This window comes from Sulfurovum sp. XGS-02 (assembly GCF_023213175.1).
GTDB lineage: Bacteria > Campylobacterota > Campylobacteria > Campylobacterales > Sulfurovaceae > Sulfurovum.
This window is the reverse complement of the sequence record NZ_CP093312.1, coordinates 2004276-2020308: the sequence shown is the minus strand read 5'-3', so window position 1 is coordinate 2020308 and position 16033 is coordinate 2004276. Positions and strand designations below refer to the sequence as shown.

General features: G+C 40.6%; 14 protein-coding genes. 12 read left to right on the top strand and 2 right to left on the bottom strand.

Annotation, left to right across the window (positions count from 1 at the left end):
* Position 1: 1 nt before the first annotated feature.
* Both nuoD and MN086_RS10000 read left to right on the top strand, forming a co-directional pair.
* Positions 2-1231, top strand: coding sequence for an NADH dehydrogenase (quinone) subunit D (gene nuoD / locus MN086_RS10005; protein WP_248575862.1), 1230 nt, complete (start codon positions 2-4; stop codon positions 1229-1231).
* A gap of 9 nt (positions 1232-1240) precedes the next feature.
* A complete protein-coding gene (locus MN086_RS10000; protein ID WP_248575861.1) occupies positions 1241-1564 on the top strand; it encodes an NADH-ubiquinone oxidoreductase subunit E family protein in 324 nt (107 codons plus the stop codon).
* 206 nt (positions 1565-1770) lie between these two features.
* Here the strand turns inward: MN086_RS10000 and MN086_RS09995 are convergent, their stop codons facing one another.
* Entirely contained in the window at positions 1771-2787 is a 1017-nt protein-coding gene (locus MN086_RS09995; RefSeq protein WP_248575860.1) for an NAD(P)-binding domain-containing protein, read from the bottom strand.
* A 300-nt stretch (positions 2788-3087) separates the two neighbouring features.
* Here MN086_RS09995 and MN086_RS09990 point away from each other — a divergent pair, with 300 nt between their 5' ends.
* The 9 genes from MN086_RS09990 to nuoN are packed head-to-tail and all read left to right on the top strand — an operon-like array spanning position 3088 to position 14404.
* Complete coding sequence (locus tag MN086_RS09990; protein ID WP_248575859.1) at positions 3088-4434, top strand: hypothetical protein; 1347 nt, start codon at positions 3088-3090, stop codon at positions 4432-4434.
* Positions 4427-6907, top strand: coding sequence for an NADH-quinone oxidoreductase subunit G (locus MN086_RS09985; protein WP_248575858.1), 2481 nt, complete (start codon positions 4427-4429; stop codon positions 6905-6907). Before MN086_RS09990 ends, MN086_RS09985 begins: the two co-directional genes overlap by 8 nt.
* Position 6908: 1 nt before the next feature.
* Complete coding sequence (gene nuoH, locus MN086_RS09980; RefSeq protein ID WP_248575857.1) at positions 6909-7946, top strand: NADH-quinone oxidoreductase subunit NuoH; 1038 nt, start codon at positions 6909-6911, stop codon at positions 7944-7946.
* A gap of 10 nt (positions 7947-7956) precedes the next feature.
* A complete protein-coding gene (gene nuoI, locus MN086_RS09975; protein ID WP_248575856.1) occupies positions 7957-8580 on the top strand; it encodes an NADH-quinone oxidoreductase subunit NuoI in 624 nt (207 codons plus the stop codon).
* Positions 8581-8590: 10 nt separating this feature from the next.
* On the top strand, positions 8591-9154 hold the full coding sequence (locus MN086_RS09970) for an NADH-quinone oxidoreductase subunit J (protein ID WP_248575855.1): 564 nt from the start codon (positions 8591-8593) through the stop codon (positions 9152-9154).
* Positions 9154-9456: an NADH-quinone oxidoreductase subunit NuoK gene (gene nuoK, locus MN086_RS09965; RefSeq protein WP_248577101.1), complete on the top strand. Its 303-nt coding sequence runs from the start codon at positions 9154-9156 to the stop codon at positions 9454-9456. Before MN086_RS09970 ends, nuoK begins: the two co-directional genes overlap by 1 nt.
* A 2-nt stretch (positions 9457-9458) precedes the next feature.
* On the top strand, positions 9459-11378 hold the full coding sequence (nuoL, locus tag MN086_RS09960) for an NADH-quinone oxidoreductase subunit L (RefSeq protein WP_248575854.1): 1920 nt from the start codon (positions 9459-9461) through the stop codon (positions 11376-11378).
* 9 nt (positions 11379-11387) lie between these two features.
* Complete coding sequence (locus MN086_RS09955) at positions 11388-12914, top strand: NADH-quinone oxidoreductase subunit M (RefSeq protein ID WP_248575853.1); 1527 nt, start codon at positions 11388-11390, stop codon at positions 12912-12914.
* Positions 12914-14404, top strand: a complete 1491-nt coding sequence (gene nuoN, locus MN086_RS09950; RefSeq protein WP_248575852.1) for an NADH-quinone oxidoreductase subunit NuoN — start codon at positions 12914-12916, stop codon at positions 14402-14404. The genes MN086_RS09955 and nuoN overlap by 1 nt, the downstream gene beginning before the upstream one ends.
* Before the next feature lie 57 nt (positions 14405-14461).
* Here the strand turns inward: nuoN and miaA are convergent, their stop codons facing one another.
* The gene (gene miaA / locus MN086_RS09945; protein ID WP_248575851.1) at positions 14462-15364 is read right to left on the bottom strand and encodes a tRNA (adenosine(37)-N6)-dimethylallyltransferase MiaA; all 903 of its coding nucleotides are present in this window, start codon (positions 15362-15364) and stop codon (positions 14462-14464) included.
* 99 nt (positions 15365-15463) lie between these two features.
* Here miaA and MN086_RS09940 point away from each other — a divergent pair, with 99 nt between their 5' ends.
* Complete coding sequence (locus MN086_RS09940; protein WP_248575850.1) at positions 15464-16024, top strand: phosphatidylcholine/phosphatidylserine synthase; 561 nt, start codon at positions 15464-15466, stop codon at positions 16022-16024.
* The last annotated feature ends 9 nt before the right edge of the window (positions 16025-16033 follow it).

Here is a 16033-nt window from a genome sequence, read left to right as displayed (position 1 = left end):
GATGCAAGTAGCAAATAAATTAACACCATTTTTTGAGAACCTCAATTTTGAGCGTGACGACAATACTATGGTTATCAACTTTGGTCCTCAGCACCCTTCGGCACACGGTCAGTTAAGACTTGTGCTTGAACTCGAGGGTGAGCAGGTAGTGAAAGCCTATCCGGATATCGGTTACCTTCACAGAGGTATCGAGAAAATGGCAGAGAACATGACCTATAATGAGTTTTTGCCAACAACAGACAGGCTTGACTATATCGCTTCAACATCAAACAACTATGCCTATGCATTGGCAGTTGAAAAACTTCTCGGTATAGAGGCACCAAGAAGAGCACAAGTGATCAGAACCATGTTGCTTGAGCTGAATCGTGTCATTTCACACCTCTTCTTTATTGCAACACATGCTTTGGATGTCGGTGCAATGTCAGTTTTCCTTTATGCATTCCGTGAACGTGAATTTGCCATGGATTTAATGGAAGACTATTGTGGTGCAAGATTGACCCACTCTGCAGTACGTATTGGTGGTGTTCCACTAGACCTGCCTGCAGGTTGGCTTGAAAATATCGCAGCATTCTGTGACAAAGTAGATTATGAAGTAGAGCATACCTATGAAGCATTGCTTACAGAGAACCGTATCTGGAAAATGCGTCTGGAAGATGTAGGGGTCATCTCTGCAGAAGATGCCCTTTCATGGGGATGTACAGGTCCTATGCTTAGAGGTTCCGGTGTGAAGTATGACATCAGAAAAGAGGAGCCGTATGAGCTTTATTCAGAGCTTGACTTTGATGTTCCTGTGAGTGAAAGATGTGACTCTTACGGACGTTACAGACTCTATATGGAAGAGATCAGACAGTCGACAAGAATTATCAGACAGCTCATTCCTATGTATGCTGAGACTGAGCCTCAATTGATGGCGCATTCACCACAGTATATCTCAGCACCGAAAGAAGAGATCATGACACAAAACTATGCATTGATGCAGCATTTTGTATTGGTTACTCAAGGTATGAGACCGCCGAAAGGTGAAGTCTACAGTCCGACTGAATCACCAAAAGGTGAACTTGGGTTCTACATCAAGTCAGAGGGTGAGCCGTATGCCTACAGATTGAAGTGTAGAGCGCCGAGTTTCTTCCATACAGGACTTCTTCAAGAACTTCTCGTTGGTACATATATAGCAGACGTCGTTACGATCATTGGTTCTACCAACATCGTATTCGGTGAAGTTGACAGATAAGGAGAGACCATGAAAAGATACGATTTAAGACACTTGAAAGATGATTTCTATGACAGAATGGTCGAACTTATTGATCAGGGACTCAAAGTAGGGGAAGTAGGTATTTTCCTTTTTGAGGTAGGGGATTTTACTTCTATCCAAAAATCTGCAGATGTGATCAAGGCAACAGGACACGACTTGATGAACTCTCTTAAGTTCAATGAAGTGGACTGGACGGTCGTCGTCAAGAAAGTAGATGAAGCAACGAAGCAGGAGAGAGCTGCAAAGATCGAGGCTGAAAAAGCTGCTGCTGAATCTGAAGCAGAAGAGGCTGAAGCAGAAAAGGCTGAATAGCAGCCTGCTGTTTTCATAGACTATAGCATCTTTCTTTGTGTGAAGATGTTATAGGGTTCTACTATCTTACCGCACAAAATATCAATCAAATTATTTTATATCATATTGTTAAGTGGGAAATTAAAAGTTTGAGTATGTACTCTAAAAAAGTATTGAAGTAAGTATATATAAATACCATGCTCAACATAGAGCATGGTATAGAGGATTTATTTTAGTTTAGATGCGATATCTTTTACTGCATCACTCGCATGGTTGAATGCAAGGGCAATACTACCTTGATCAGTTACAACATCACCAATCGTGTAAAGACCTTCTACATTTGTCTCAAATGTTGCTTCATTATATACAGGAACATCCCACTCACCAGTTTTAACACCAGAGTTGACAAGGATATCTTTTGGAGTCGTTCCTCCAAGTGCATATACTGCTCTGTCATACTCACCTGTTGAGCCATCCGTAAAGTTTACTTGGATTTTACCAGCTGGTGAAGGCTCAACGCTCTCAACATCTACACCCATTTTGTTAACAATTTTGCCATTGTCAAGATATTTTGTACACATTTCAGTATTGATTGGATTCATACGTGTGATCTCTGCTTTACGGTAGTTCAGCGTTACCACACAATCTTCCATACCTTCCATCTCAACTAGACCATAAGCGTACTCACCAGCAGTGTCACCACCACCAACAACCATTACGTGCTCACCATTTTGAACTTTTGAAAGGTTGAAGTTAAGTACATCTTTAAGCTCTCTAGGGAACTTATATTTAGGTTTGTTTGGTTTACCCATACGACCTACTGAAAGGATAACATTTTTAGCTTTCAATGTTTCCATTGCTTCATCTACACCGTCTGTACCATAAATAATTGAGAAAAGACCATCTTCACCTTTTTCAACTCTCATGATCTCATGGTTATACTCAAATCTGTCAAGTACGCCAGCATCAGTGAGCTTTTTATCCATTTGCTCAATATACTCTTCTTTAGAACACTCTTCAAAAGTAACGTTACCAGTAAATTCAAATTTAATACCCATCCAGTCTTTATCCACTCTTTTACCTTTTTTGTAAAACTTGTGGATCATATCATTGTGGTGAGGCGCTTTGTCAATCACAACAATGTTCTCAATACCTGCCAGCTTTGCTTCGATAGCAGCTGCCATACCGCCAGGTCCAGCTCCGATAATCGCGATGTCAACTATTTTTCCGTTTTCGTGTATCATGTGTTTACCCTTATAAAACTTTATTTTGATATGAATTGTAACATAGAGAATTAAGAAAATAACAATATGGAATTTATAATTTTCATAAGTTGAGCTACGATGTGAGTATATGTAACAATAAAAACGAGAATAAGGCGGTAAAAAATGGCTCAATGCATCGTGAATGAGTCATTTTAACACAGAACTTTGTTTTTTAATTTGTTTTCTAATACAATCTTCTCAAGCATTTTAAGCAGAGACAATAGGGTAGTATTGTCTGACGTTAGAGAAAGGCAAGAAAAGTAGGAGGAAGAGACGATAGTGGAGTCCACATATGAAAGTCAGAAAGAGAAAATCAAAGAGGCTGAGAGTATAGTTTTTTCAGCAGATATTACCAATGAAGAAGCGCAGATATTTCAAGTGTTGAAAGAGAAACAGGGAAAAAGGCTGATATGTCCTGAAGCAAAGTTTTTCCAGGATTTCTTAAAAGCATACAGTAGCAGTAGCGGGTATCATATTTTTAAAGGTGATTTAGGGACTTTGGCTGCTTCTGAAACAGTGATCTCTTTGGGTGTATGGTTTCGGGATGAAAGTACAGAGTCTATACCATTGGTACACAAGGTGTTAGAAGAAAAAAAGCCCAAACTTGTCTATATGCATCCTATAGAAGATGCAAGACTTCAAGCCACTGTTACACAGTTTATCAAATATGAAGTGGGGAGCGAAGAGGGTGTTGCTGCACTGTTGGTGGATGCACTCTTGCAAGATAAAGCGCTTCCCGAAGAGATAGAGGATATTTTAGATGATCTTGACATCGGTTATCTCAGTGCGGAAAGTAACGTGGGAGAAGAAGAACTAGAATCGATGCTTGGTCTGATAGATGCTAAAACTACAACATCTTTGATCATAGGCAGTGATCTCTATACGCATCCAAAGGCAGGCCAGATAGCAAAACTCTTAGCATTATTGGAACGATATGCCGGTGTCAACGTTCTGTGCTTACCGCCTGCACATAATGCCTCAGGGGTTGCATTGATCTGTGATCTTGATGATGTGGTTCAAGGTCAAAGCTTCATCTATAAAAGTTGTAAAGAGGGCACCTATGTAAATAGTGATAAATGTCTCTGCCTCGATGAGAAAATGGAAACTTTCGATGTGGAGGGATTAGATAGCATTTCTGATACATTAGGATTAGATACCCAAAAGCTTATAGACTATACGAATCAATTGCCGCAAGAGAAAGGGTTTCAAGGAGTGAGTGAAGATGATCTCAAAAAGCCATGTATCTACAGAGTGATTCCACAAGAACAAATAGGGGACTTTACACTTGATGAAGTGGATGATCTGCCTGTATATGATGGCGCCGTGATCTATACCTATAAAAAAGTTGAAAATACGATGGAAAAGGGTCAAATAGATGAGGTCTTGATCGGCTCTAAACAATTTTCCATGGCAACAAAATTACAAGACGGTGACTTCATTTCTTTTGAGGTAGAGGGGGTGAAATTTATACGTGTGTTTAAAATTGATACATATATGAAAGGAATCATTGCGTTGAATCCTACTTATGAGATAGACTTAAGTACTTCTTTGATATCCTCCTATAGATTTAGCAGACTAGCTTTTGAAAAAATAAATAATCAAAAAATAGGAAACAACGATGAGTGAAGTACAAACAGTAGATAATATGGTCTCAATTTCGATTGATGGTATAGAGTACAAAGCAAAAGAGGGTGAATATATCCTTAATGCTGCTCGTGCCAATGATGTTTTCATCCCGGCTATATGTTACCTGACAAGATGTTCGCCAACATTGGCATGCCGTATTTGTCTAGTGGAGGCAGACGGTAAACAGGTATATGCATGTAACGCTAAAGTGAAAGAAGGTATGGAAGTCACTACTGAGACACCAAATATTCTTGAAGAGCGTAGAGCTATCATGGAAGTCTATGATGTGAACCATCCGCTCCAGTGTGGGGTATGTGATAAGTCTGGTGAGTGTGAGCTGCAGAACTATACGCTTGAACTTGGAGTAGATTCACAATCGTATATGATCCCGGATACAAAAAGAGAGACAACAAACTGGTCTTCAGTATTGCACTATGATCCGGGTCTTTGTATCGTATGTGAGCGTTGTACGACTGTCTGTAAAGATATGGTCGGAGACGCGGCTATTACTACGGTAAAAAGAGGCGGGGCTGAACTTGACAAAAGCTATAAAGATACGATGCCAAAAGATGCATACTCTATGTGGAATAAACTTCAAAAGTCTGTCATCGCTCCAAGTAACGGTACAGGTGAGACAAACTGTTCAGACTGTGGTGAATGTATCGCAGTATGTCCGGTGGGTGCACTCGTAAGCCGTGATTTTGTCTATCAGTCAAATGCATGGGATCTGAAAAGAGTACCTGCGGTTGCAGCACACTCAAGTGACGGTGCACAAATCTACTATGAAGTGAAACACACATCGATTGAAGACAGATCTGAAAAAATTTATCGTGTTACGAATGAATGGTCTTATGTATCATTGGACGGTTCTGCACGTTTTGCCTATGACTTTGAGAACAGAGGTGTCACGAAAGATGAAGCAGCATTCAATGCAGCACTTGAAGCCTTTAAAAAAGCGGACACAGTACGTTTCAACTCTATGATCACAAATGAAGAGGCGATGATGCTTCAGACACTCAAAGAAAAAATGGGGCTTAAACTCTATAACCCAGAGGTAAGAGCATTCCAAAAGTTCCTAGGTCACTATGCTGCAGCGTCAGGTAGCTCTTTATACTCAACAGATACAGATGCGATCATGAAGAAGAGTGATTTTGTTATCTCTGTAGGGGCAGCACTTAGAAATGACTCTCCAGCACTTAAATATGCGTTTAACAATGTACAAAAGCTTAACAAAGGTGCAGGACTCTATTTCCACCCTGTAGGTGACACACTCATCCCTACATTCGGTAAGACTGTTGAAACATTTGTTCACAAAGCAGGTCTTGAAGAAGCAGCACTCTACCTTATCTTGGATCTCTTTGCAGATAAAGAGAAACTTCCGGCTGATGTAAAAGAGTATATTGAAAGCTTTAAAAGTTCAGAGACCAGAACGGTAAAAGAGCAGGTGATGAAAACTGTCAAAGAGATGGTGGTCAATGAGGAAACAGGCGAAGAGGAAGAGGTATCTAAAAAGGTAAAAGAGACGGTTGAAAAAGAGATCACTGTGACGATCAACGGGCTTGTAACACTTTTAGGTAAAGATTCTGAGAAGTTTGATGATGCCTTTGAAAAAATGATGAAGAAAAAAGAGGCTTTCTCTCTGATGATCGGTGAAGACCTTTACTTCCATGAAAAAGCAGAGAACCTGGCTAAATTGGTAGCACTGGTTGAAGCGACATGTAACATTGATGTAGTGATGACCCCACCAAAGTCAAATGCACTGGGTGTTGCACTGATCTGTGATCTTGATGATGAGTGTTCTGGGTATACTGTAGGTTACAATGAAAACGGTGACTTCAGACTCTCTGCACTGGGTGATGGAGATCTGGATATGCCGGCAATGAACCAGCAAGAGGGGACATTGACCTCTATGGCTAAAAGAGTACTTCCTACCAATGCTGCACTAGAGTACGACGGATATGAATTGAATGACGTTATGAAAGCACTTGTAGGTGCACCAGAGCTGACAATTGACTGGACAGAGATGCTTCCTGTGTCTAAAGGCTTTAAAGCTGTAGCATTTGACTCTTTACCAAATGCATATACGAATGCCGGTGTAGATAACCGCGGGTATAGACTGGATGTCACAGTAGAAGAGGTAGCATTGCCAACCGTTGAGAAGTTTGACGAGAGTTTGGCACTTGAAGGTGAGATCGCATACAGATGTAACCCTGCTAGACAGTTTAATGACTTTACAGATAAGGCACATGAGATCTTTGAAGCATTCGCACTCTATGTAAGTCCGGCAAAAGCTGAGAGCTTGGGAGAAAAAGTAGAGGTAGTGTTTGAAAATGGAAGCATTACTCTAGATGTTGTAGCTGATGAAAAGATCGAAGGTGACATTGTAAAAGTTCCAGATTTCAAAGCGGCTAAAGATGTATATGGTCTCTTTGGAGAATCAAGATATCAAACAGTAACATTGAGAAAGGTGTAATATGGAAGAAACAACACTTATACAAAACCTACCAGAAGTTACTGCATTAGGTGTGATCATTAAAGCCATTATCATTTTGGCTGTGATTTCGGCAATTGCAGGTTTTGGTACATATATAGAAAGAAAAGTACTTGCATTTATGCAAAGACGTCTTGGGCCGATGCACGTAGGACCTTATGGTTTACTGCAAATTGCGGCTGATGGTATTAAACTCTTTACAAAAGAGGACATCATCCCACAAAATGCAAATAAACTGATCTTTATGGTTGCACCGGTCATTACAGCAGCAACAGCATTTATTGCACTTTCTGCTGTACCGGTTTTTCCGGATTTTACGATTCCTGAGTTTATTCCTGTGCTTGGCGGTACATTTGTACCGTCGATCGCATCTGACTTGAACATCGGTGTATTGTTTGTACTTGGTATGATGGCAGCAGGACTTTATGGCCCACTTTTGGCTGGTATGTCACAGGCGAACAAATGGGGGATCATTGGATCAGCGAGAACGGCGATCCAGTTTTTGTCATATGAAGTCGTGACAGGTCTTTCGATCTTGGCTCCTATCATGTTGGTGGGTTCATTGTCATTTGTTGATTTTAATGAAGCACAGTCTGGCGGTATCGGTTCATGGCTGATCTGGCAACAACCTGTAGCGTTCGTACTGTTCCTGATCGCAGGATTTGCAGAGACGAACAGAACACCATTTGACCTTCTTGAGCATGAAGCAGAGGTTGTTTCGGGGTATGCAACAGAATATTCGGGTATGAGATGGGGTATGTTCTTTATCGGTGAATATGCAAACATGATCACTGTTGCGATCATCGCTTCGATCGTATTCCTAGGTGGATTTGATGTAGAAGGTGCATTTGGATGGTTGTTTATTATCCTTAAAATTGCATTCTTCTTCTTCTTGATGTTATGGGTAAGAGCATCATGGCCACATATCAGACCAGATCAGCTCATGTGGCTTTGCTGGAAAGTATTAATGCCGATCGCGGTTATCAATATTTTGATCACTGCTATCGTGATGATGGTATAAGGAGTTAGGTATGAGTTTAGAACAATTTAAAAACAGAAATGTAGGTACACAAAACTACATGACAGTGGATGCAGGAAGTAAACCTGAAACCGCTATGGCACAGTTCTCTCAAGTGGCGAAAAGAACGGTGAAAGGTGAGCTTTTTGTAGGACTATGGGTCACCATGAGATCAATGGTCAAAGCACTTTTTAAAAATGATATGCATACAGTCAAGTATCCATTTGAGAAAATGCCTATCTCTCCAAGATATAGAGCGATCCATGATATGCTTAGACTACTTGAGTCAGGTAACTACCGATGTATCGGTTGCGGTCTTTGTGAAAAGATATGTATCTCCAATTGTATCTCTATGGATACAAGATATGACGAGAACCAACGTAAAGAAGTGAGTGAATATACGATCAACTTCGGTCGTTGTATCTTCTGTGGGTATTGTGCAGAAGTGTGTCCTGAACTTGCGATTGTTCACGGGCCGCGTTATGAGAATGCTTCAGAGCAAAGAGCTGGATTCTCCCTCTTTGAAGATATGTTAACACCTCTGGATAAACTGAACTTACAGCAAGAGTATGATGGATTTGGTGCGATATCTCCAAATGCAGATGAAAACATTAAAAAAACACCATTAGCATATTAGGGAGAGTAGAATGTATGAAATCGTAGCCTTTTACCTATTTTCGGCTTTAATAATAGGACTTTTCTTGATCACAGTGATGAGTAAAAACATACTCTATGCGATGACATCACTCGCAGCGGGTATGGTACTTATCTCTGGATTCTTTTTCATCTTGGGTGCAGACTTCCTTGGTGTAGTGCAACTTGTTGTGTATGTCGGGGCAGTCATGGCTCTCTATGCATTTGCGATGATGTTCTTTGATGCAACAAGAGATATCAAAGAGAAAAATACAAATAATGCGCTAGTCTTCTTGCTTGGCGGGTTGTCGGCATTGGTACTGGTACTGATGTTTGCTGCACCTATCTTTAGTGAGAGTGTACAGGCACTATACCCAATGCATGAAGGTGTAGGAAATGCACAAGATGTAGGTATTGTACTCTTTACAAAGTATCTTGTACCGTTTGAAGTGGCAGCACTGATGTTACTTGTAGCGATGATCGCTGGGATTATACTTGCCGGTAAGAAAATGGATGTGAGTCTCACTGAAGATATGGGTGCAGATGATGAAATTATGATAGTAAAGGATGAAAAATGATAATAGGTCTTTCTCACTATTTGATTGTATCTGCGATACTCTTCTCTATAGGATTGATCGGTGTACTTAGAAGAAGAAACCTTTTAATGCTTTTCTTCGCAACTGAGGTTATGCTGAATGCAGTCAATATAGCATTTGCAGCGATTTCACACTATTACAATGATTTGACAGGTCAAATGTTTGCATTCTTTATCATTGCGATTGCAGCGAGTGAAGTGGCAGTGGGTCTAGGTATATTGATTGTATTGTATAAAAAAACAGGAAGTCTTGATCTTGACGACCTTGCAAGTATGAGAGGATAATAATGGAAAATTTAGTATATGTAGCACTTTTTGCACCATTTGTAAGTTCTCTTTTTGCAGCTTTATTTGGTATGAGTGAAAGAAAAATATTTGTAGGTATCGTGGGTTCTATACTTATAGGTGTAGCATTTGTTGCTTCGGCAACATTGGCATTCAACCTCTACACAACAGGTACGGTCGTACATGTAACGATGATGGATTGGATCAATGCAGGAGACCTAAATATACCGTTTGGTTTTGTAGTTGACCAGATCTCTGTAACGATGATGACAGTGGTGACTTTGGTTTCTACTGTAGTACATATCTATGCGATTGGATATATGGATCATGATAAGAGTTTTAACAGATTCTTCTCATATCTCTCAGCATTTGTATTCTCTATGATGATACTTGTGATGTCAGATAACTTTGCCGGTCTCTTTATAGGTTGGGAAGGTGTTGGTGTCTGTTCATGGCTGCTTGTTGGTTTCTGGTATCATAAGCCGGATCAGGCAAGAGAAGACAATCCTTCTATCTCTCCGTCATGGGCAGCGAATGAAGCATTTATTATGAACCGTATTGCCGACCTTGGTATGTTGGTCGGTATCTTTATCCTTTACTGGAACACTGGTTCTTTACAGTATGACGAAGTATTTGCTCAGCTTCCATATCTTGGCGAAACAGTCCTTGTAACAGCGGCGATCGCACTCTTTATCGGTGCAATGGGTAAATCAGCACAGTTCCCTCTTCACACATGGCTGACAGATGCTATGGAAGGTCCTACACCTGTTTCTGCATTGATTCACGCAGCAACGATGGTAACAGCAGGGGTATTTCTTGTCATAAGATCTAACCCGCTTTATAGTATGGAAGAAGTTGCAGGGGTGAGTTTCTTCATTGCATCACTTGGTACATTTGTTGCATTCTATGCAGCTTCAATGGCACTGGTTGAACGTGACTTGAAAAGAATTATTGCATACTCTACACTTTCACAGTTAGGGTATATGTTTGCAGCAGCAGGTCTGGGTGCGTACTGGATCGCAATGTTCCACCTTGCAGCACACGCATTCTTTAAAGCACTCCTCTTCCTTGGTGGAGGTAACGTAATGCATGCGATGCATGATGAGCTTGATCTCTTTAAAATGGGTGCACTTAGAAAGAAGATGAGAGGAACATGGATCTACATGACCATCGCGTCTGTTGCACTCGCCGGATTGCCGCCACTAGCAGGATTCTGGTCAAAAGATGCGATCATCGAGACAGCATTTAACGAACACACCTATGTATTATGGGCTATGTTGGTGATTACTGCGGGTATGACAGCATTCTATTCATTTAGACAGATATTCCTTTCGTTCCATGGTGAAGACCGTCACACGCCATTAGGTTTCCATCCGCATGAAATGTACAAGTTTGTACTGGTAGCGATGTCTCCTCTTGCAGTCCTTGCTATCATCACAGGATGGTTCATGGGGTCATACAAAGCATTTATCTATGAGATAGGTAACACTGTACAGTATGAAATGTCTGAACATACACACCACTTGGCAACTTATTTGGGGCTTATTGTTATCTTTTTTGCACTCTCAGGTATCGCGTATGCGTACTATAGATATGCAAGAACAGGCGAAAAGGCTTGGAAAAGAAGTGAGAAAGTTGAAAGTGGTTTCTTCTATAAACTGCTTGCCAACCAATATTATGTGCCAAAATTCTATGAAGAGTTTATTACAAAGCCGTATATGATGATCTCTGAAAAGTTCTGGACACAAGTGGATCTGAAAATAGTCGATGCAACAGTAGACAATATTGCGAAGTTCCTTTACGGTTCTGGTGATAAAACAAGAAGTATGCAAACAGGTAACCTTTCAAACTATCTAAACTGGATGGCTGTTGGTGCGGTACTGTTATTGGTAATTGCTGCGATTTCAGCGATGATAGGTTAAGGGGGAAAAATGGAAAATATTTTAAGTATATTGGTCTTCTTCCCGGCAGTTGCAGGACTGCTTGGGTTTATAGTAGATAAGGAGAGTGCAAGAACCTACGGTATCACTGTAGCGGCAATTGAATTCTTGCTCTCTCTATGGTTATGGTTTAGTTTTGATACAGCTAACGCAGGTATGCAGTTTGTAGAGATGATCCCGTTGATCCCTGATATGGGTATCTCCTATTATCTTGGTGCGGATGGTATCTCATTGTTCATTATTCTTATGACAACATTGATGACACTGATCGGTATGGCAAGTATGGGTGAGACGAAGAATATTAAAAATATGATCGTGACACTCCTTTTCCTTGAGATGACAATGGTCGGTGTATTTGTTGCACTTGATGCAATTATCTTCTACTTGTTCTGGGAGCTTTCTCTTGTACCGATGCTCTATATCGTAGGTGCATGGGGTGGACCATTAAGAGTCTATGCAGCGATCAAGTTCTTCCTCTATACATTCATGGGGTCACTTATCATGTTGGTAGGTATGTTGTTTGTTGCATACATTTACCATAACCTTACAGGTGTATGGAGCTTTGCTATCACAGACTGGTATGCGTTGGTACTGCCGGTGAATTACCAGTTGTGGTTATTTGCTGCGTTCTTTATCGGATTTGCGATTAAAGTACCGATGTTCCCATTCCATACTTGGATCCCTTATGCACATGGTCAAGCACCTACGATTGGTTCGGTCATTCTTGCAGCAGTATTGCTTAAAATGGGTACGTACGGATTTGTAAGATTCTCACTTCCAATGTTCCCGGATGCTTCTGTATTGGCTATTACACCAGTGGCTGTATTATCACTGATCATGATCATCTATACGGCAATGATCGCCTACGCGCAAAAAGATATGAAGCAAGTGATCGCATACTCTTCTGTATCGCATATGGGTATTATCATGCTTGGTCTTTTTGCGATGAATGCAGAAGGTCTGTCAGGTTCAGTCTTCCAAATGCTCTCTCACGGTATCGTTTCGGGGGCACTGTTTATGCTTGTAGGTATGATCTATGACAGAAGACATACGAAATTGATGTCTGAATTTGGGGGTATCGCATCCGTTATGCCTAAGTTTGCAGTAATATTCGGAATCATGCTGATGGCATCGGTCGGATTGCCGTTAACAATCGGTTTTGTCGGTGAGTTCCTTGTACTTCTTGGTTTTTACCAAGTCACTCCGATGATGACTATCTTGGCAGGTACATCTATCATCCTAGGTGCGGTCTATATGCTAAGAGTCATGAAACGTACTTTCTTTGGTCCGTTGAATAACGAAGAGAACAAAAAACTAAAAGACCTCAATGGTAGAGAGACATGGTCGCTTATCCCGTTGGTTGCAATAGTGATTTGGTTAGGTGTATACCCTAAACCGGTACTAGAGCCGATAGACAACTCTGTAAAAGCATTGCTAAGCTTTATGGATGAAAAAGCGATTACACAAGAGGCAAAAGATATGATAAAAGTTGCAAAATCAAGTAAGGAGGCGAACTAATGTTAGAGCCAATTAATGTGAGTTTAGCCAGCCTAAACCTTATTACACTAGCACCGATGCTTATAGCGATTGCTGGTGGTTTGATTATTTTAATTATTGATCTTCTTAATGGGAAATTGCATAAATCACTCTATGTCATGTTGACGATCTTGGTACTCTTTGTTGATTTTGGTTCTGTATTGGGACTCAATGTCAATGAACGCGGCTTCTTTGATGTCATGTTGATCGATGGTATCTCTATCATTTCTCAACTAATGATCATTGGTGGTTCGATGATATTTATACCGCTTGCATTGACATCAAAAAGATTCCATGAGTACTCGTATCCTGAATTCTTTGCATTGTTCTTATTTATGATCGCAGGATTCCAGTTCATGGTAGCAACGGATAACCTTATCCTTATCTTTGTCGGTCTTGAGACAGCATCACTTGCACTCTATACACTGATCGCACTGCACAACAGAGCGAATTCGTATGAAGCAGCGGTCAAGTACTTTACAATGGGTGCACTGGCAGCAGGTTTCTTTGCGATGGGTTCAGCAGTGATCTATGCACTTACAGGTTCAGTAGAACTCTATAAAGTGGCAGAGGTTATGGCAACACGATTGAATGAAGCAGGAGTAATGATCGCTGTATTTAGTTCATCTGTACTGTTACTTGTTGCTTTCGCCTTCAAACTTTCTCTCTTCCCGTTCCATACATGGGTACCTGATGTCTATGAGGGAGCTTCTGCGGCATTGGCTGGATATATGTCAGTGGTGCCTAAAATTGCTGCATTCGTAGTGAGTATCAGACTCTTTGGTATGTATATTGATCTTGGTGTTGAGTGGGTAAGATGGACGATCCTTATCATGGCTGTACTTACAATGACACTATCTAACATTATGGCATTGGTACAGAATGATGTTAAACGTATGCTTGCATACTCATCTATCTCTCATGCAGGGTTCATCATCGCAGCATTGGCACTGGATACAACAGAGGGTAACACAGCGATATTCTTATATTATGCACTCTTTATGTTTACTAATCTTGGCGCATTCTCCATGTTATGGATCTCCCGTCACAAAAAGAGAAGATTCGATTCGCGTTATGACCATCCGTATGAAAAGTTTGCAGGTCTGATCCAGATCATGCCTATGGGTGCAGTCATTATGGGGCTCTTTATGTTCTCACTGGCAGGCGTTCCACCATTCTCAGTATTCTGGGGTAAGATCTATGTGATGCAAGCAGCGGTGAATGCAGGGTATATCTGGTTAGCGATTATTATGGGACTTAACTCGGCTATCGCTGCATACTACTACATGAAGCTTGTTGTATATATGTTCTTGAAAGAGCCGGTTAAAGATGTGGATGTGGTTTACTATAATATCTCTAAACCATTGATGACGATGGTCGGGTTTGCAACCGTTGCAACCGTTGCAGCTATCTTCTATGTACAGCCGCTTGTATCGTATATCTATTATATGATCAGTGCCAGCGGGTACTAATATTTAGCGTTCAGCGTTAAGCGCTGAGCGTTCAGAATGGTCGGGAAGCCGACCTTTTTATAGTAAAATCTTTTCCAACTCTTTTACAGATCCTTTTATCACGTTATTGAACTGAGAGTTATTGAATGTTGTCTGTCGTTTAGCCAATCGTGCAGTATTGGTGGTGATCTTTTCACTAAGCATCTTTTTGTCATAGATACCGTCTAAGTAAGCCAATGTCTCTTTGATCCCTATAGATTTCATGCAGTTAGGTGAGCGTGTATATTTCTTTTCGAGCATACATATCTCATCGATCAATCCGTCATTGATCATTATGTTGGTACGCAATGCTATACGTTCACGAAGTTTCTCTCGCTCGATCTCTATCTGGTAGATAGGAAGTGGCTCAGTCACCGTAGGTCGGGGCGGAAATTGTTTAAAGTATTGTGTGGGGGTCAGTCCCGTTTCCAAATAGATATCCAAAGCTTTTTCTATACGGTAAGGATCATTGGGCTCTATGTTTGACATATAGAGCGAATCTAAACTATAAAGCCACGCATGGCTCTTTTGCAAATCTTGTAAATATCTACTGGTTTTTGTTTTTGTTTCATTTGAGATACTGGGCAGTTCACTGATACCCTCAATGAGCATCTTCAGATAAAAACTGGTACCTCCGACAATAACAAGATTTTTACCATCTTCCAGACAGCGACTATGGACTTCATGGTAGAGTCTGATAAAGGTAGTGACATCAAAACTTTCATCAGGGTAGAGGTAATCCATACCAAAGTGTTCGATGCCGGCGCGTTCCTTGAGTGTAGGTTTTGCTGAAACAATATCTATCTCTTTGAAGATAGAGAGTGAATCGAGGGATAAAATATAGGCATTCATATGTTGTGCTATTTTGATGGAAAGCGCAGTTTTTCCTGATGCAGTAGGACCAATGAGAGCCAGTTGCTCAAAGGTGTTAGTATCTTGCATATAGTGTCTCGCTGTAGTCTATTTTAATACTTCTCATAGCGTAATCATACCATAACCCCAAAAAGGATAAAATACCACTATTGATAAAGAGAGGCAAGAATGAATTTATTTGACAAGAACAATCGTTTTAACATTGCAAACCTTGTAACCTATATGAATGTTACAGTAGGCATCATGGCAATATTTTTTATCGTTAGAGGTGATTTCTTTACTGCTATTGTTTTGGCATGGATAGGGGGTGCCTGTGACATTATAGATGGTAAGCTGGCACGTAAATACGCACTATCAACCGAATTTGGGATCCAACTTGACAGTTTTGCAGATTTTCTCTCTTTCGTGGTCATGCCTCCATTTTTACTTTTTTATGCGGTCAAACACTACAGTGGCATTACAGGGGTTGAAGAATTGCTGTTAGGTTTGGTATTTATCTGGTATATCATCAATGGATTGAGAAGACTGGTAGAATTTAATCTGAAAGTAGATGTTGGAGAGGTTGAAAAATACTTTGAAGGTGTGCCTACACCGCTGGGAGCCATTCTTTTATGGATACTCTATCTCTTAAATGCCTACGGTGTGATCACAAATAGTTACATTATCGCTGTTTTGGTACTGATCATTGCATGGTCACTGAATTCTAAACTGAAAATCCCTCATCCATAGAGTGAAACA

What these genes read in the sequence shown, in the direction of transcription:
- nuoD (WP_248575862.1), top strand. Translation starts at nt 2, where the DNA reads ATGCAAGTAGCAAATAAATTAACACCATTTTTTGAGAACCTCAATTTT.
- MN086_RS10000 (WP_248575861.1), top strand. Translation starts at nt 1,241, where the DNA reads ATGAAAAGATACGATTTAAGACACTTGAAAGATGATTTCTATGACAGA.
- MN086_RS09995 (WP_248575860.1), bottom strand. Translation starts at nt 2,787, where the DNA reads ATGATACACGAAAACGGAAAAATAGTTGACATCGCGATTATCGGAGCT.
- MN086_RS09985 (WP_248575858.1), top strand. Translation starts at nt 4,427, where the DNA reads ATGAGTGAAGTACAAACAGTAGATAATATGGTCTCAATTTCGATTGAT.
- nuoH (WP_248575857.1), top strand. Translation starts at nt 6,909, where the DNA reads ATGGAAGAAACAACACTTATACAAAACCTACCAGAAGTTACTGCATTA.
- nuoI (WP_248575856.1), top strand. Translation starts at nt 7,957, where the DNA reads ATGAGTTTAGAACAATTTAAAAACAGAAATGTAGGTACACAAAACTAC.
- MN086_RS09970 (WP_248575855.1), top strand. Translation starts at nt 8,591, where the DNA reads ATGTATGAAATCGTAGCCTTTTACCTATTTTCGGCTTTAATAATAGGA.
- nuoL (WP_248575854.1), top strand. Translation starts at nt 9,459, where the DNA reads ATGGAAAATTTAGTATATGTAGCACTTTTTGCACCATTTGTAAGTTCT.
- MN086_RS09955 (WP_248575853.1), top strand. Translation starts at nt 11,388, where the DNA reads ATGGAAAATATTTTAAGTATATTGGTCTTCTTCCCGGCAGTTGCAGGA.
- nuoN (WP_248575852.1), top strand. Translation starts at nt 12,914, where the DNA reads ATGTTAGAGCCAATTAATGTGAGTTTAGCCAGCCTAAACCTTATTACA.
- miaA (WP_248575851.1), bottom strand. Translation starts at nt 15,364, where the DNA reads ATGCAAGATACTAACACCTTTGAGCAACTGGCTCTCATTGGTCCTACT.
- MN086_RS09940 (WP_248575850.1), top strand. Translation starts at nt 15,464, where the DNA reads ATGAATTTATTTGACAAGAACAATCGTTTTAACATTGCAAACCTTGTA.